This is a genomic window from Primorskyibacter sp. S187A (assembly GCF_049800955.1).
GTDB lineage: Bacteria > Pseudomonadota > Alphaproteobacteria > Rhodobacterales > Rhodobacteraceae > JAKVBH01.
The window spans coordinates 49,531-64,391 of the sequence record NZ_JBNAGA010000001.1 but is presented as its reverse complement, the minus strand read 5'-3'; the positions used below and the strand labels follow the sequence as shown (position 1 = coordinate 64,391).

Genomic DNA, 14,861 nt, shown 5'->3' with positions numbered 1-14,861 from the left:
ATATTCTCTGTACAGGTGGCGGCAGACTTATGGACGAACAGAACCGGAATCTCCTCCTTGCAACAGCGTTGAGCTTTGCGGTGATCCTTGTGTGGTTCATTATGTTTCCACCGCCTGAACCGGACGCGCTGCCGGAAAATCCCGTTGTGGAGCAGAGCGCAGGTGACGGCGTCGCCACAACCCCCAGCGCTGCGCCTGCATTGGGCAGTGATGCGCCAGCTGCGGCCCCATCGGAGACAACGGAAGCGGACAACTCCCCGCGGGTCAACATTGATACTGCGCGCCTTGAAGGCAGCATTTCGACGCTTGGGGGCCGGATCGATACGCTGCGCCTGAAGGATTACAAAGAAACCCTCGACGAAACTTCCGAAATTGTCACGCTCCTGTCCCCCGTCGGAACGCCCAACGCCTACTACGCTCTGCACGGCTGGGCCCCCGGGCAAGGGTTGGGGCTCGAAGATGTGCCGGGACCGAACACACAATGGAGCATCGTTTCTAACGGGGCTCTGACCGAGGACTCACCTGTACGGCTCGAATGGCAAAACGGCAGTGGCCTGACATTTTCCAAGGAAATCGCGATTGATGAGGACTACCTCTTCACCGTTACGCAATCGGTGCAGAACACGTCCTCCAGCACTGTAACACTCGCCCCCTACGGCATCGTGGCGCGTCACGGCGAGCCGCAAGGGTTGAAAAACTTCTTCATCCTGCATGAGGGCGTTGTTGGCATGGCCGATGGCGAACTGGCCGAGATTGATTACAGCGACATGCCCGACTTCGCCATGGATGTCCGCGAGGGTGCACCTGCCGAGGTGACACAAGTTGAGGCCAACGGCTGGATCGGGTTCACGGATCACTACTGGATGACAACGCTGGTGCCCGCGCCTGGCACGCCTTTCAAAGCCGTTGCCAAGTATGACCCCCGGCGTGACATCTATCAGACTGAAGCCGTGCTCCCCACGGTCACCCTGGAGACCGGCGGCACGGTTCAATCGCAAACCCAATTGTTTGCCGGAGCCAAGGAATGGGAAACCATTCGTAGCTACCAAACCGACGGGATCGACCGTTTTCTCGATGCTATTGATTGGGGTTGGTTCTTCTTCCTGACAAAGCCCATCTTTGCGGTTCTTCACTATTTGAACGCATGGATCGGAAATATGGGCTGGGCGATTATCGGCCTGACCCTGCTCATCAAGGCCCTCTTGTTGCCATTGGCTTACAAGTCATACGTGTCCATGGCCAAGATGAAAGAACTCCAGCCGGAGATGGAGAAGATCAAGGAGCGCGCCGGAGCAGACCGGCAGAAGCTCCAGCAGGAGATGGTCGCGCTCTACAAGAAGGAAAAGGTAAACCCCGCCTCAGGCTGTTTGCCGATCCTTCTGCAAATCCCGATTTTCTTCTCGCTCTACAAGGTAATCTTTGTCACGCTCGAGCTACGTCACGCGCCTTGGCTCGGACCATTCAATGACCTGTCCGCGCCCGATCCCACGTCGATCATCAACTTGTACGGCCTGTTGCCGAATGCCGCGCCGGATCCCAACTCGATCATGGGCCTGATCTTTATCGGTATATTGCCGCTGCTCCTGGGTGTTTCGATGTGGTTGCAGCAAAAGCTCAACCCGGCGCCCACGGACCCGACCCAACAGATGATCTTTGCTTGGTTACCATGGATCTTCATGTTCATGCTTGGCGGCTTTGCCAGCGGCCTCGTGATCTACTGGATTGCCAACAACGTGATCACCTTCACGCAGCAATACCTCATCATGCGCAGCCAAGGCTTCAAACCCGACATCATGGGGAATATCCGGTCCGGCTTCAAAAAACGCGCCGCAGGGTCTGAGGACAAGAAGTGACCGGCCGGGTCACTCAGATCATCCGGCACCCGATCAAAAGCCATGGTCGGGAAGACATCGCGCAGGTCCGCCTCACGGCGGGCTGCACTCTGCCAGGGGATCGCATCTGGGCTGTGGCACATGAACAATCCACCGTTGACGGCAGCCGCTGGGCCCCATGCCAAAACTTCACGCGCGGCTCAAAGGTTGAAGGTTTGGGCGCCATGCAAGCAACGCTCGACGCGGCATTCGAACGCGTTGCGCTAGAACACCCCCTGCTTGGAAAGCTCGATCTGAACCCGGATACCGAGGGCCAAAAACTCATTGACTGGACCCGGCCGCTGATACCGGAAAATCGCGCGGCATCTGCGCGCGTGGTGCGGGCGCAGGAGCAGGGTTTTACCGATAGTGACTTTCCCTCCATCACCCTGTGCAATCACGCGTCACACCGCGCGGTCGAACAGCGTATTGGGCATCCACTCTCCATCTACCGCTGGCGCGGTAACTTCTGGTTTGACGGGCTGGCCCCTTGGGAAGAGTTCGACTGGATCGACCGCGAAGTACGGATTGGGACAGCCATTGTCATCCCGCGCGAACGGACGGATCGGTGTCTTGCCACCCATAACAATCCCGATACAGGCAAGCGCGACGCGAATGTTCTGGGTGCGCTCGACAGTTGGGGCCATCGCGACTTTTCCGTGCGCGCAGAAGTCGTGCAGGCCGGTGAAATCTCGGTTGGCGATGGCATCGGGCGCGCATGATGCAATTACCTTTTCCGCTTGTCGAAGAACCGGATGAACTCAGCCGCGAAAAGGGGCGCAAACTCTTTGCGGGCGAGACTGAGTTTCTCAAAGGCGTTGTGGCCATGTCTGGCCTGCCGCCGGACGACCGGATCGAAGTGTGTTTTGCCGGGCGCTCCAACGTGGGCAAGAGCTCGCTGATCAATGCGCTGACGGGGCGCAAAGGCCTTGCGCGCGCCTCAAACACGCCCGGGCGCACGCAGGAGATCAACTTCTTTACCTGCGCCGACGAACACTACCTCGTGGATCTGCCCGGCTATGGCTATGCAAACGCGCCGCTGCCCGTGGTCGAGAAATGGCAGAAACTTCTCAAGCAATATTTGTCAGGGCGACAATCGCTGCGCCGCGCGTTCGTATTGATCGATGCGCGCCATGGGGTCAAAGCAGTGGATGAAGAGATCCTGCAGCTGCTGGATCGCTCCGCTGTGACATTTCAGGCCGTGCTGACAAAAGCTGACAAGGTGAAAGAAAAGGATCGTGCGCGCATTCTGGATCAAGTGCGCGGCGCGCTCTCCAAACACCCCGCCGCCTTTCCGGAGCTGATCGTGACGTCGTCTGAGAAGGGCCACGGCATTGAGACGCTGCGCTCCGTCATCGCGGGTCTTGTCTGAGGCACCGCGCGCGGCGATAACGCGTCAAGCTGAGGGACGCAGATGAGAAAGCAAGATATGAACCGCGATTGGATCGCCACCGCCCGCACACTGAACCAGGCGTTGCCCTATCTGCAGCGCTATTCCGGTGCCATCGTCGTCATCAAATTGGGCGGACATGCGATGGGCTCGGACGAGGCGATGGAGGAATTTGCGCGCGATGTCGTGTTGATGCGGCAGGTCGGTGTGAACCCTGTGATCGTGCATGGCGGCGGGCCGATGATCAACGCGATGCTCAAGCGGCTCGATATCCAGTCTGACTTTGTGGATGGCAAACGCGTGACGGATGCGCAGACGGTTGAAGTTGTCGAGATGGTGCTCTCCGGCGTCGTGAACAAGCGAATCGTGCAAGCGGTTAACGAACAGGGCGGGCGCGCCGTGGGCCTCTCTGGCAAGGACGCCAGCCTGATGACCTGCGATATTCCGCGCCCCGAATTAGGCCTCGTTGGTCATCCGTCTCGGATCGATGCCTCTATACTGACAGATATGTTCGAGGCTGGTGTGATCCCCGTGATCGCGCCCCTGGGCGCTGGCAAGGATGGCGGAACGCTGAATGTGAATGGTGACACAGCCGCAGGCGCCATTGCAGCGGCACTCAAGGCTGATCGCCTGCTCCTGCTGACCGATGTCTCCGGCGTCAAGGACGACAGCGGCGAGGTCGTGACAGAGCTGACCGCCAGCCAAGTCCGCGCCATGACCGCCGATGGCACCATCGCAGGCGGCATGATACCCAAGACGGAGACCGCCGTGGATGCCGTGGAATTCGGTGTGCGCGCCGCCGTAATCCTCGATGGGCGCGCGCCCAATGCCTGCCTGTTGGAGCTCTTTACCGAGCATGGCGCTGGCTCGTTGATCCGCGCAGGCTAAGCCCCCGCGCGGTCGTGATTTGCCGCGTGCCCCGCGCGCCCCTAGATTGCACCATATGGAAAACGAAGCCGCCATTCGCCTCACGATCTTTCTGGGCCTGTTTGCATGCCTGGCGCTGCTGGAAACGCTGGCGCCGCGCAGGCCGCTGGGCGGGTCCAAGCCGCGCCGCTGGATCACCAATTGGGGCTTCACGCTCATCAATACGCTGGCGCTGCGCGCGCTGGCCGTGGTGCTGCCGTTTCTGGCTGTGGGCGCGGCGGTGGATGCGCAGATACAGGGATGGGGCCTGTTCAATATCCTTGGATTACCGCTGTGGCTGGAGTTTCTGCTGGCGATCCTGATCCTCGATTTCGCGATCTGGGCGCAGCATCTCATCACCCACAAGATCCCGCTTTTGTGGCGGCTACACCGCGTGCATCACGCGGATACCGATATCGATGTGACCACGGCGATCCGGTTTCACCCTGTCGAAATTGCACTCTCGATGGTGCTCAAGATCGGGCTGGTCTATCTGCTGGGCCCGGCGGCGCTGGCGGTGATCGTGTTCGAGATCCTGCTCAACGGCACAGCCATGTTCAACCACGCGAACCTGCGCCTTCCACTCTGGCTGGATCGGGTGCTGCGGCTCGTGCTGGTCACGCCGGATATGCACCGGGTGCACCATTCCGTGAACCGCGCGGAGCATGACAGCAATTACGGCTTTGCCCTCTCGATCTGGGATCGCGTGTTTGGCACCTATATCGCCCAGCCCGCCGAGGGGCATGACAAGATGGCCATTGGCCTTGAGTGGCAGGACGAACGCCCCTCCAAACTGGGGTGGAGCCTGTGGTTGCCTTTCGCGAAGAGATAGAGACCGCCTGCGCGGCCCATGCCCTGACGACGCTGGGCGTGATGCAGGACGATGGACGCAGCCATGTGCTTGTGGGCACGGGGGCGGCGTTCTGGCCTCTGTTTACCGCCAGCCTTGAGTATCAGGACGGTGCCAGCGATGCGCTGGATCGCTGGTCGCAGCGGATCATGCCCATGATCGCGGAACAGACCGGTGCGCAAGGCGTGGTCTATCCCTTTGGCGGGCCGCCCTATGCGCCCTTCATCCGCTGGGCCTTTGAGAGCGGCGAGACCTTCCCGAGCCCGGTGGGCATGTTGGTCCATGCGCGTGCGGGCTTCTGGATCAGCTTTCGCGGCGCGCTGGTTTTCGACCGGGAGATTGACGCAGCAGCTTTGGCGAGCCCCTGCCCCACCTGTGCCGCGCCCTGCACCACAGCCTGCCCTGTGGGCGCATTGGCGCCCGATCAGGACTATGATGTGCCCCGATGCAAGGCTCACGTGGCGAGCGACGCCGGGCGCGACTGTCGCGAAGGGGGCTGCCTCGTGCGGCGCGTCTGCCCGGTGGGGCAGCGCTTTGGCCGCGATCCCGAACAGACCGCCTTTCACATGCGCGCGTTCATGGGGGCGTCATGAGGCTGATCCTGATGCGGCATTGCAAATCGAGCTGGGATCATCCGGGGATGCGCGACCATGACCGCCCGCTCAACGGGCGCGGTGCGCGTTCGGCCAAAGCTCTGGGTGATTGGTTGCGCGCGGAGGGCTATCTGCCCGATGTCGCGCTGATCTCATCTTCCCGGCGCACGATGGAGACCTTCGAGGGCCTGCGGCTGACCTGCGAAAGCCGCTACACCCGCGCGCTGTACCATGCGGAGGCTGAGGCAATGATGGACGTGTTGCAAAGTGCGGAGGCGCAAACGATCCTGCTGATCGGGCATAACCCGGGCATTGCCGAGTTTGCGGATCGCATCGTGAGGCAAAGACCTGACCATGCGCGCTTCTGGGATTATCCCACGGGTGCAACACTCATCGCAGATTTTGACGGCGCGCCCGCCTTCGGAACGGCAAACGCGCGGGACTTTGTCATCCCGCGCGCGCTGTTGGATCAAGAGTGACCTGAGAGGTCAGTGCCCGAGGATCTGGCTCAGGAAGAGCTTCGTGCGTTCGTTCTGCGGGTTCTCGAAGAACTCCTCAGGCTCGTTCTGCTCCACGATCTGACCGGCATCCATGAAGATCACGCGATTGGCCACTTTGCGGGCAAAGCCCATCTCGTGGGTCACGCAGAGCATGGTCATGCCTTCTTCGGCAAGCTGCACCATCGTATCCAGCACTTCGGAGATCATTTCCGGGTCAAGCGCCGAGGTCGGCTCGTCAAAGAGCATGATGCGCGGACGCATGCAGAGCGAACGGGCAATCGCCACACGCTGCTGCTGACCACCCGAGAGTTGGCCCGGGTATTTATCGGCCTGCTCGGGGATCTTGACCTTTTCGAGGAAGTGCATCGCCGTTTCTTCGGCTTCCTTCTTGGGCGTCTTGCGCACCCAGATCGGCGCCAGCGTGCAATTCTCAAGGATCGTCAAATGCGGGAAGAGATTGAAGTGCTGGAAGCACATGCCGACCTCTGAGCGGATCGTGTCGATGTTCTTGATATCGGAGGACAGCAACGTGCCATCGACCTCGATCGTGCCCTTCTGATGCTCCTCCAGGGCATTGATGCAGCGGATGAGCGTGGATTTGCCCGAGCCCGAGGGCCCCGCAATCACGATTCGCTCGCCGCGATAGACCGTCAGGTCAATGTCGCGCAGCACGTGGAACGAGCCGTACCACTTGTTCATGTTCTGGATGGAGATCGCGACCTCATCCGAGACTTGCATTTGAGCTTCTGACATGGCGGAGCTCCCTATCTGTGATCTGTCGCAAGTTGGCGTTCGAGCCATTGCGAGTATTGTGAAATGCCGTAGCAGACGACGAAGAACAGCAGTGCCGCGAAGCCAAAGAGCTCCCAATACACACCGTTCCAATCGGCTGAGGCGAGGATCGGGCCGCGGATCATGCCCACAAGGTCGAACATCGAGATGACCGAGACGAGCGTGGTATCCTTGAACAGCCCCACGGCCACGTTCACGATGCCCGGGATGGAGATCTTGAGCGCTTGCGGCAGGATGATCAGGCGCATGGACTGCGCATAATCGAGGCCAAGGCTGTCCGCTGCTTCATATTGCCCGCGTGGCAGAGCGGCGAGGCCACCCCGGATCACCTCGGCGATATAGGCCGCCGAGAACATCGTGATCATGATGATCACCCGCAGGATTAGGTCGAAATTCGTGCCCGGCGGCAGGAAATAGGCCAGCACCACGTTTGCCACGAAGAGCAACGTGATGAGCGGCACGCCCCGGATGAACTCGATGAAGACCACGCAGATCCATTTGATGATCAACAGGTCCGACTGCCGCCCCAGCGCCAACGCGATGCCCAGAGGCAGCGAGAGCGAGACGCAGACGGTGCCCAGAATCATGTTGAGCATGAAGCCCCCCATGTCGCGCGAGGCGACGGGCTCAAACGCCAGCAAGCCCGGTGCCGCACCGGAGATGAAACCACCGATGTACCAGGTGATCAATGCGGCCGCTACGCCACCAAAGAAACCGATGGCGAAGGAGTCTTTGCCAAGCCGGTCGAAGGCGATGTAGCCCACGACAAAGCCTGCCATTGCCATGAGTGGCGTCAGGATCGTGCCGCCCCAGATCAGCCAGAATGCGAGGAACGGGTAGATTGCCGTGAAGAGCAGCATCTTGCGCGGCAGGGCCGAGAACATCACGGGCGCGGCGGCCACGAAGAGCAGGATGAAGGCCAGCGTCGGGCGCCAGTATTGCTCCTGCGGATAGGCGATGCCGAAGAGCAGCTGGTTCCAGCGCTCGGAGAGCACCGAGAAACACCCGCCAGACGCGCCCTCAAGCACTTCACGGCATTCCCGAATCGAGCCTGTGTTCCAGACCCCGTTGAAGAACCACCCCAGAAACCCCGAGAGCAGGACATAGATCACATAAAGCGAGACCAGCGTCAGGATTGTGTAGGGGATGGAGGAGAAGAGGTTCTCCCGCGCCCAGGCCACGGGCCCCTGGACAGAGGCGGGCGGCGGGCTTGGGGGTATCTCTTCAGTGCGCACAAAGGCGACATTGGTGTCACGTGCAGACATCTCAGCGCTCCTTCAATGCGACGGACGCGTTATAGACGTTCATGATTGCGGAGATGCTCAGGCTGATGATGAGGTAGAACAGCATCAGCAGGAGCACGCATTCAATCGCGCGGCCCGTTTGGTTGAGGGTGATCCCACCCAGCGTTGCGGTGATGTCGGCATAGCCAACCGCAATCGCCAGCGAGGAGTTCTTGGTGATGTTCAGGAATTGCGAGATCAGCGGCGGGATGATCACGCGAAGCGCTTGCGGCAGCACCACGAGGTTCATGATCCGGCCCGGGCGCAGACCGAGCGAGGCCGCGGCCTCTGTCTGACCCTTGGAAATCGCCTGAATACCGGCGCGCACGTTCTCTGCGATAAAGGCCCCGGTATAGATCGAGAGCGCCAGCCAGAGCGCGATGAGCGAGCGCTGGATCTGGATCCCGTCCTGGAAGTTGAAGCCACGCAATTCGGGGTATTCGATCCCGATGGGCGAGCCCATGATGAAATACATCAGGGTCGTCGGGACAATCAGAATGCCCAGCGTCGGCCAGAGCTTGTTGATATCGCGCCCATGGTCATAAAGCTGCGCCGTGGCCCAGCGGCGGAAGAAATAGATCCCCACAAGCGAGGCCAGAAAGGTCAGCACGACGATCATAGAGCCCGGCCCCCACACGGGCGCGGGGATGTAGATGCCGCGATTGGTGTAGGCGATGGCGCCGAAGAGCATCTCCACATCCGGCGTCTCGCCGCGATAGGCGCGCGGCGCCGGCATCAGGATCACGACGGTGTTGATGATCAGGATCCAGATCAGCACGGGCACGTTGCGGAAGGCCTCCACATAAGCTGACATCAGCTTGGAGACGAGCCAGTTCTTTGACAGACGCAACACACCCGCGATCACGCCCAGAATAGTCGCTGTGATACAGGCCAGAAAAGCCACGAGGAGTGTATTCAGAATGCCCACCCAGGCCGCCTGCATGTGCGAGGACTGGCTCGTGTAGGGGATCAGCGATTGGGCGATATCATAGCCCGCAGGCTCACCCAGAAATTCGTAAGAGATATTGAGGCCCGCCGCAGCGAGATTGTTGACCAGATTGTTCGCCAGATAGGCAATCGCAACAATCAGGACCAGCAAGGCAATGGCTTGGAAAGTATACCCGCGGTAGCGCGTATCGCTCAACAGCATAGACAGCTGGAACGACGCGCGCGGCGGGTCGGATAGCGTTGACATTGATTTTTCCCCGTGTTCGACCCGATCAGTCTGAGCGCATTATTGGTCCGGGCCGAGGTTTTTTGCGCTTCAGAGAACAAAGGGCGCGGTTTATGCCGCGCCCTTCATCAAAGTGCTTAACGGAAGGGCGGTGCGTAAAGCAGGCCGCCGTCTGTCCACTGGGCGTTCAGGCCGCGAGCCAGACCGATGGGCGTTGCCTCACCGATGTTGCCCTCAAAGATCTCGCCGTAGTTGCCGCCAACCATGATGGCTTTCTTGGCCCAGTCAGCGTCGAGGCCGAGCATCTCGCCCAGCGTGCCTTCCGTGCCCAGCAGGCGGTTGATCTCGGGGTTGGCACCTGCGGATGCGCCGAGCTCGGCCACATTTGCGGATGTCACACCCAGCTCTTCAGCTGCGATCAGAGCGTTCAGTGTCCAGCGGACAATGTCACCCCAGTCGTTGTCGCCGTGGCGGACAAGCGGGCCGAGCGGCTCTTTGGAGATGATCTCAGGCAGGATCACGTGATCGCCGGGGTTCTCAAACGCGGCACGTGTCGCGGCGAGGCCGGAGGCGTCTGTCGTGTAGACGTCGCATGCGCCGTCGAGATAGAGCGGCTGCGCTTCAGCGTTTGTCTCGATCGGAACGGGCTCGTAGCTGATGTTGTTGGTGCGGAAGAAGTCAGCGAGGTTCAGCTCGGTTGTTGTACCGGTCTGGATGCAGACTGTCGCGCCATCAAGCTCCTTGGCGGAGGACACGCCGAGCTCTTTGGGGACCATGAAGCCCTGACCGTCGTAGTAGTTGATCCCGACGAATTCGAACTTCAGGTCGACGTCGCGGGAGAATGTCCACGTTGTGTTACGCGCGAGCATGTCGATCTCACCGGAGGCCAGCGCTGTGAAGCGTGTCTTGCCTGTTGTGGGAACAAACTCAACGGCGCTTGCATCGCCAAGCACGGCGGCTGCAACCGCACGGCAGACAGCAACGTCAAAGCCCTGCCATTCGCCGTTGGCGTCAGGCGCTGCGAAGCCGACGAGACCTGTGGTCACACCACAATTCAGCTTGCCACGGGCTTGTACGTCATCCAGCGTACCTGCCGCTGCCGCGCCAGCCGCGAGACCGGCAACCGTCAGCGCACCGAGAAATACGGATTTTTTCATGTTTACCTCTTCCTGTTTTCACCGCCATGAGTGAGGCGGCGTTTTTTGGCGCCTGGGCGCCAGACACGAGTTGAAAAAGGGGCCACAACCCCTCTGACATAAACAAGAATGATGGGATTCATTTGGAAACGTCAAGGCTTGCAAAAGAGCTTTCACATTCCCAAATGGCACTTTCCGCCGGGTAAACTAGCCTTTTTTGAGAGAAAGCGTGTGCCAAACACGTCCGGCGTGCATGAATTCGGAGCGTTTATGAGCCGCGAGAGCGCTTGCTTCTTCGTCCTCGCCCCATTGCTCTTCCTGCCATGTTTCATCGACCCTCGAGCGGGCCCAGAGGTCATCCAGCGGCGCGTAATTCCGCGTTGTGGCCAATGCGATCAGCAAAGACCCCGACAGCGAGACGAGATCGTGAAAGGCTGCAATTTCGAACACAGACATCCGGTCAATCGGTGCTTTCAAACGCTCAAGCGCGGTTTGGTCTTGCGCCGCATACATGACGCCCGTCGTGGGCTTCAAACGCGCGTCAAACGTGTCAGCGGCCCATTCGATGAGCGGATCCCAGGCCTCGGCCTGACGCGCAACAAGGCCCTCGGGATCGCTCGCGCGGTAGCAGGTCAGATCGCTGGCACCGTATTCTGCCAACATCTCGATCACTTCCTCACGCTGAGCCGTCACTTTGTCCAGCGCCGCGTTGGCCGTGCGGGTAAACAGCATGGCGCGCGGATCAATCTCACCCTCCTGCGCCTCCCACTCCTGCGCGATTTCCTGCGCGAGGGCGTCTGTGGGCACAATCACTTGCGTTTTGGCGGGCGTACGCACGGGGCGCCCATCCAACAGGATCGCGAAACCGCGCTCCTCTTCAACGACGCTGACCTCCGTCCAAAACCGTTTTGCTTTCCATTCACTCATGAGGACATCCCCCAAATGTCTCTGATGATCCCATCCAAAGCACCGATGTCATCTATGATATGCGCCGCGCGGGCCAGCGCCGACACCGGATGATATCCCCACGAGACGCCGATGCCTGTGCAGCCCGCCGCATGGGCCATGTCCATGTCAAAGCTCGTATCTCCCAACATCAGCGTATCGCGGGCCTGAACGTCTGCCTCGGCCATGGCGCTGTGCAACATCGCAGGATGCGGCTTGGAGGGGTGAAAATCCGCGACCTGCTCGGTCACGAACACACCCCCCAACCCGTGACCCGCGATCAGCTTGTCCAGCCCACGGCGAGATTTGCCCGTCGCCACACCAAGCAGCAGATCCTCGCGTTCCGACAACCGATCAAGCATCGCGCGCACGCCGGGATAGAGCGGCGAAGACTGCGCGACGCCATTCTCCGCGCGCAGCGCGACGTATGCGTCCTTGTACCCTTCGGTCAGCCGATCCTGTTGGACAACATCCGTTTGAGGCGCCAACCGCGCCATCGCCTGCGGCAGCGACAGCCCCACAATCGAAAGCACGGCCTCCCGCGCAGGAGGTGTGAGCCCCTCACCCTCAAAGGCGCGTGTCATGGCCGCGAGAATATCGCCCTGGCTATCGACAAGCGTGCCATCGACATCAAAGACAATCAGTTTCACAGCAAGCTCTCGAATGGATCTTCGGCGGCAAGATCAGGCGTCCAGCCGAGCGTGTTCCAGGTGTCAGCCATGTGCGGCGGCAGCTCTGCGTGAATGGTTGTCTCTTGCTTGGTCACGGGATGTTCAAACCGCATGGTGCGGGCATGCAGATGCAGCTTCTTGGAAATGACGCCGCCCACGCCTGCACCCCAGCCATCGCCCATATTGTCCTGGCTCGAGCCGCCGTATTTGCCATCGCCCACGATAGGATGCCCGATCTCCGCCATATGCGCGCGCAGCTGATGGGTCCGCCCGGTGATGGGCTCCATCGCGACCCAGGCCGCCCGGCTCGCCACTCGGTAGAGCGTCGCGTATTGCGTGATAGCGCGTTTGGCGCCCTCCGTCCGTTCCACCTCCCGAGGGTGGACGCAGATCATCTTCTCGCCTTCACCCGACCGGCCATGGCCTGCCGCCTTCATAAGCCCGTATTTGATCTCGCCGAGATAGGGCACCGGGACACCTGCCACGAGCGCCCAGTAGATCTTGCGGGTCTGCTTATGGCGCAAAGCGGCCGTCATGGCCTGCGCTGCGGCGCGGGTGCGCGCGAGGATCAGAACGCCTGATGTATCCTTGTCCAGCCTATGCACCAGCCGCGGCTTCTCCTCAAAACCAAAGCGCAAGGCCTCGGACAGGCCATCCACATGACGCGTCTGCTTGCTGCCGCCTTGCGTGGGCAATCCGGGCGGTTTGTTGATCGCGATGATATGATCATCGCGGTAAATCACACTCGATTCCATCAGCTCGGCATCGGCCCGCGTGATCCGCGCCTTGGGTTTGGCCTGCGGCGCGTCTTGCTTGGCATCTTCCGGCTTGGGCAGAGGGGGGATGCGCACTTCCTGTCCCGCCTCGATCCGCGTAGACGGCTTCACACGCCCTCCATCGATACGCAGCTCGCCCTTGCGGCAAGCCTTCTCGATGCGGCCCTGCCCCATTTGCGGAAAGGTGCGCTTGAGCCAGCGATCGAGCCGCTGGCCCGCATCCGCCTCCGCAATCACACGTTTTTGCACAAAGCTCATGCCCAAATCCCTCGCGCCATCGTGACGCCTACGTAAAGCCCACCCACTGACAAGACCACCGACCCCACGACATAGGCCATTGCCAACCCGAGCTGGCCGCGCTCCAGCAGTGTCACGGTTTCAAGCGAAAACGCCGAGAAGGTCGTGAACCCGCCCAGCACGCCTGTCATCACAAAAGGCCCCCAGGCCGTCAGACCCTTTTGCGCCGCCAGAACGACAAAGAAGCCCATCAGAAAGGATCCCAGAATATTGACGCTGATCACGCCCAGCGGAAAGGCCATGGGCCCCAGCGCGCGGAGGATCATGACGCCAGCGCCAAAGCGCAGTGCCGCGCCTATCGCGCCTCCGAGGGCAACTTGTGCGAGTGTGATCCACATGCTGCCCCCTCTCGCGCGCGGGCTGGCGCATGTCAAGTTGACCGTTTGGCTCTGAGCCGCGCGAAATACTCCACGCGCTTTTTCAGATCACGCTCGAACCCACGCTCGACAGGCGCGTAGAAGCCCGGGCGCTGCATCTCATCGGGGAAATAATTCTGGCCGGAGAACCCATCTTCCGCGTCGTGATCATAGGCATAGCCCGCGCCATAGCCTTCGGTTTTCATCAACGATGTCGGCGCGTTCAGAATATGCTTGGGCGGCGGGGCGGAGCCTGTGTCCTTGGCGGCACGGCGCGCCGCCTTGTAAGCCACGTAGGTTGCGTTGGATTTCGGTGCGAGCGCCAGATAAACCACCGCCTGCGCCAGCGCCAATTCGCCTTCAGGAGAGCCCAGGCGCTCATAGGTTTCCCAGCTTTGCAGACACACGGCCTGCGCCTGCGGATCAGCGAGGCCAATGTCTTCCACAGCCATACGCGTGATGCGGCGGGCCAGAAAGCGCGGGTCTTCGCCCCCCTCGAGCATGCGCGCAAACCAGTAGAGCGAAGCATCAGGGTCCGAACCGCGCACCGATTTGTGCAGAGCCGAGATCAGGTTGTAATGCGCATCACCCGACTTGTCGTATTGCGCGGCGCGCCGTTGCAATCGCTGGCCCAGCTGCTCAGGTGTGAGTTTGCCCTCAACCCTCCAGGCGGCGACCTGCTCAACCAGATTGAGAAGCGCGCGCCCGTCCCCATCAGCCATCTCAAGCAGCTGTTCGCGCGCGTGCCCGTCAAGCGGCAGACTTCGCTCCAGCGCTTTTTCGGCCCGCTGTGCCAAAAGCTCCATCTCGGTCAAATCAAGCCGTGTCAACGTCATGACCTGCGCGCGGCTCAGGATCGCAGAGTTCAGCTCAAAGCTCGGGTTTTCCGTCGTGGCACCGACGAGTACAATCGTGCCGTCTTCCATATGGGGCAGAAAGCCGTCCTGTTGCGCTTTGTTGAACCGGTGGATTTCATCCACGAACAGCAAGGTGCCCTGCCCCTGCTGACGCCTGAGTTTCGCGGCCTCAAAGACCTTTCTAAGCTCCGGCACACCTGTGAAGATGGCGCTGATCTGGACGAAATGCAGATCGCTCTCTTGTGCCAGAAGCCGCGCAATCGTCGTCTTCCCGACCCCGGGCGGCCCCCAAAACACGATCGAACCAAGCGCCTTGGACCCCAGCATGACCGTCAGCGGGCCGTCCGCCCCCAAAAGCTGGGTTTGACCGATCACATCGGTCAGGACTTGGGGCCGCAGCCTGTCTGCCAGCGGGCGCGGGGCATCATCAACCGGGCCGTCTGTGTCAAAGAGATCCGCCATCC

16 protein-coding genes are annotated in these 14,861 nt (G+C 60.8%); 7 read left to right on the top strand and 9 right to left on the bottom strand.

Going from position 1 to position 14,861, the window contains the following annotated elements; translation table 11 throughout:
• Window positions 1-29 precede the first annotated feature (29 nt).
• From yidC to ACP15S_RS00340, 7 genes are read left to right on the top strand one after another with little or no spacing between them, the layout of a single operon-like run.
• Window positions 30-1,853, top strand: coding sequence for a membrane protein insertase YidC (yidC, locus tag ACP15S_RS00370; protein WP_425037391.1), 1,824 nt, complete (start codon window positions 30-32; stop codon window positions 1,851-1,853).
• A complete protein-coding gene (locus tag ACP15S_RS00365; protein WP_425037389.1) occupies window positions 1,850-2,593 on the top strand; it encodes an MOSC domain-containing protein in 744 nt (247 codons plus the stop codon). The genes yidC and ACP15S_RS00365 overlap by 4 nt, the downstream gene beginning before the upstream one ends.
• Window positions 2,593-3,243 (top strand): ribosome biogenesis GTP-binding protein YihA/YsxC, encoded by a 651-nt coding sequence (yihA, locus tag ACP15S_RS00360; RefSeq protein WP_425037388.1) that lies wholly within the window; start codon window positions 2,593-2,595, stop codon window positions 3,241-3,243. The genes ACP15S_RS00365 and yihA overlap by 1 nt, the downstream gene beginning before the upstream one ends.
• A 42-nt stretch (window positions 3,244-3,285) precedes the next feature.
• Complete coding sequence (gene argB / locus ACP15S_RS00355) at window positions 3,286-4,149, top strand: acetylglutamate kinase (protein WP_425037386.1); 864 nt, start codon at window positions 3,286-3,288, stop codon at window positions 4,147-4,149.
• 55 nt (window positions 4,150-4,204) lie between these two features.
• A complete protein-coding gene (locus ACP15S_RS00350) occupies window positions 4,205-4,999 on the top strand; it encodes a sterol desaturase family protein (RefSeq protein ID WP_425037384.1) in 795 nt (264 codons plus the stop codon).
• Entirely contained in the window at window positions 4,975-5,610 is a 636-nt protein-coding gene (locus ACP15S_RS00345; RefSeq protein ID WP_425037382.1) for a ferredoxin, read from the top strand. Before ACP15S_RS00350 ends, ACP15S_RS00345 begins: the two co-directional genes overlap by 25 nt.
• A complete protein-coding gene (locus ACP15S_RS00340; protein ID WP_425037380.1) occupies window positions 5,607-6,089 on the top strand; it encodes a SixA phosphatase family protein in 483 nt (160 codons plus the stop codon). The genes ACP15S_RS00345 and ACP15S_RS00340 overlap by 4 nt, the downstream gene beginning before the upstream one ends.
• A gap of 9 nt (window positions 6,090-6,098) precedes the next feature.
• Here ACP15S_RS00340 and ACP15S_RS00335 read toward each other — a convergent pair whose 3' ends face one another.
• From ACP15S_RS00335 to ACP15S_RS00295, 9 genes are all read right to left on the bottom strand, one after another.
• Entirely contained in the window at window positions 6,099-6,863 is a 765-nt protein-coding gene (locus tag ACP15S_RS00335) for an amino acid ABC transporter ATP-binding protein (protein WP_425037379.1), read from the bottom strand.
• 11 nt (window positions 6,864-6,874) lie between these two features.
• On the bottom strand, window positions 6,875-8,167 hold the full coding sequence (locus ACP15S_RS00330; RefSeq protein ID WP_425037377.1) for an amino acid ABC transporter permease: 1,293 nt from the start codon (window positions 8,165-8,167) through the stop codon (window positions 6,875-6,877).
• Window position 8,168: 1 nt separating this feature from the next.
• Window positions 8,169-9,380 carry an amino acid ABC transporter permease gene (locus ACP15S_RS00325; RefSeq protein WP_425037375.1) on the bottom strand — a complete coding sequence of 404 codons (1,212 nt, stop codon included), beginning with the start codon at window positions 9,378-9,380 and terminating at the stop codon, window positions 8,169-8,171.
• A gap of 116 nt (window positions 9,381-9,496) precedes the next feature.
• Window positions 9,497-10,516 carry an amino acid ABC transporter substrate-binding protein gene (locus ACP15S_RS00320; RefSeq protein WP_425037373.1) on the bottom strand — a complete coding sequence of 340 codons (1,020 nt, stop codon included), beginning with the start codon at window positions 10,514-10,516 and terminating at the stop codon, window positions 9,497-9,499.
• A gap of 186 nt (window positions 10,517-10,702) precedes the next feature.
• A complete protein-coding gene (locus ACP15S_RS00315; protein ID WP_425037372.1) occupies window positions 10,703-11,422 on the bottom strand; it encodes an ATP12 family chaperone protein in 720 nt (239 codons plus the stop codon).
• Window positions 11,419-12,090 (bottom strand): HAD-IA family hydrolase, encoded by a 672-nt coding sequence (locus ACP15S_RS00310; RefSeq protein ID WP_425037370.1) that lies wholly within the window; start codon window positions 12,088-12,090, stop codon window positions 11,419-11,421. The genes ACP15S_RS00315 and ACP15S_RS00310 overlap by 4 nt, the downstream gene beginning before the upstream one ends.
• Complete coding sequence (locus ACP15S_RS00305; protein ID WP_425037369.1) at window positions 12,087-13,145, bottom strand: RluA family pseudouridine synthase; 1,059 nt, start codon at window positions 13,143-13,145, stop codon at window positions 12,087-12,089. Before ACP15S_RS00305 ends, ACP15S_RS00310 begins: the two co-directional genes overlap by 4 nt.
• The gene (gene crcB / locus ACP15S_RS00300) at window positions 13,142-13,522 is read right to left on the bottom strand and encodes a fluoride efflux transporter CrcB (RefSeq protein ID WP_425037367.1); all 381 of its coding nucleotides are present in this window, start codon (window positions 13,520-13,522) and stop codon (window positions 13,142-13,144) included. Before crcB ends, ACP15S_RS00305 begins: the two co-directional genes overlap by 4 nt.
• Window positions 13,523-13,554: 32 nt before the next feature.
• Window positions 13,555-14,859 carry a replication-associated recombination protein A gene (locus ACP15S_RS00295; protein ID WP_425037365.1) on the bottom strand — a complete coding sequence of 435 codons (1,305 nt, stop codon included), beginning with the start codon at window positions 14,857-14,859 and terminating at the stop codon, window positions 13,555-13,557.
• Window positions 14,860-14,861 lie beyond the last annotated feature (2 nt).

Excerpts from the sequence above, each read along its gene's own strand:
- crcB (WP_425037367.1), bottom strand. The coding sequence starts at position 13,522 with ATGTGGATCACACTCGCACAAGTTGCCCTCGGAGGCGCGATAGGCGCG.
- ACP15S_RS00340 (WP_425037380.1), top strand. The coding sequence starts at position 5,607 with ATGAGGCTGATCCTGATGCGGCATTGCAAATCGAGCTGGGATCATCCG.
- ACP15S_RS00315 (WP_425037372.1), bottom strand. The coding sequence starts at position 11,422 with ATGAGTGAATGGAAAGCAAAACGGTTTTGGACGGAGGTCAGCGTCGTT.
- ACP15S_RS00295 (WP_425037365.1), bottom strand. The coding sequence starts at position 14,859 with ATGGCGGATCTCTTTGACACAGACGGCCCGGTTGATGATGCCCCGCGC.
- yihA (WP_425037388.1), top strand. The coding sequence starts at position 2,593 with ATGCAATTACCTTTTCCGCTTGTCGAAGAACCGGATGAACTCAGCCGC.
- argB (WP_425037386.1), top strand. The coding sequence starts at position 3,286 with ATGAGAAAGCAAGATATGAACCGCGATTGGATCGCCACCGCCCGCACA.
- ACP15S_RS00325 (WP_425037375.1), bottom strand. The coding sequence starts at position 9,380 with ATGTCAACGCTATCCGACCCGCCGCGCGCGTCGTTCCAGCTGTCTATG.
- ACP15S_RS00350 (WP_425037384.1), top strand. The coding sequence starts at position 4,205 with ATGGAAAACGAAGCCGCCATTCGCCTCACGATCTTTCTGGGCCTGTTT.
- ACP15S_RS00330 (WP_425037377.1), bottom strand. The coding sequence starts at position 8,167 with ATGTCTGCACGTGACACCAATGTCGCCTTTGTGCGCACTGAAGAGATA.
- ACP15S_RS00320 (WP_425037373.1), bottom strand. The coding sequence starts at position 10,516 with ATGAAAAAATCCGTATTTCTCGGTGCGCTGACGGTTGCCGGTCTCGCG.
- yidC (WP_425037391.1), top strand. The coding sequence starts at position 30 with ATGGACGAACAGAACCGGAATCTCCTCCTTGCAACAGCGTTGAGCTTT.
- ACP15S_RS00335 (WP_425037379.1), bottom strand. The coding sequence starts at position 6,863 with ATGTCAGAAGCTCAAATGCAAGTCTCGGATGAGGTCGCGATCTCCATC.
- ACP15S_RS00305 (WP_425037369.1), bottom strand. The coding sequence starts at position 13,145 with ATGAGCTTTGTGCAAAAACGTGTGATTGCGGAGGCGGATGCGGGCCAG.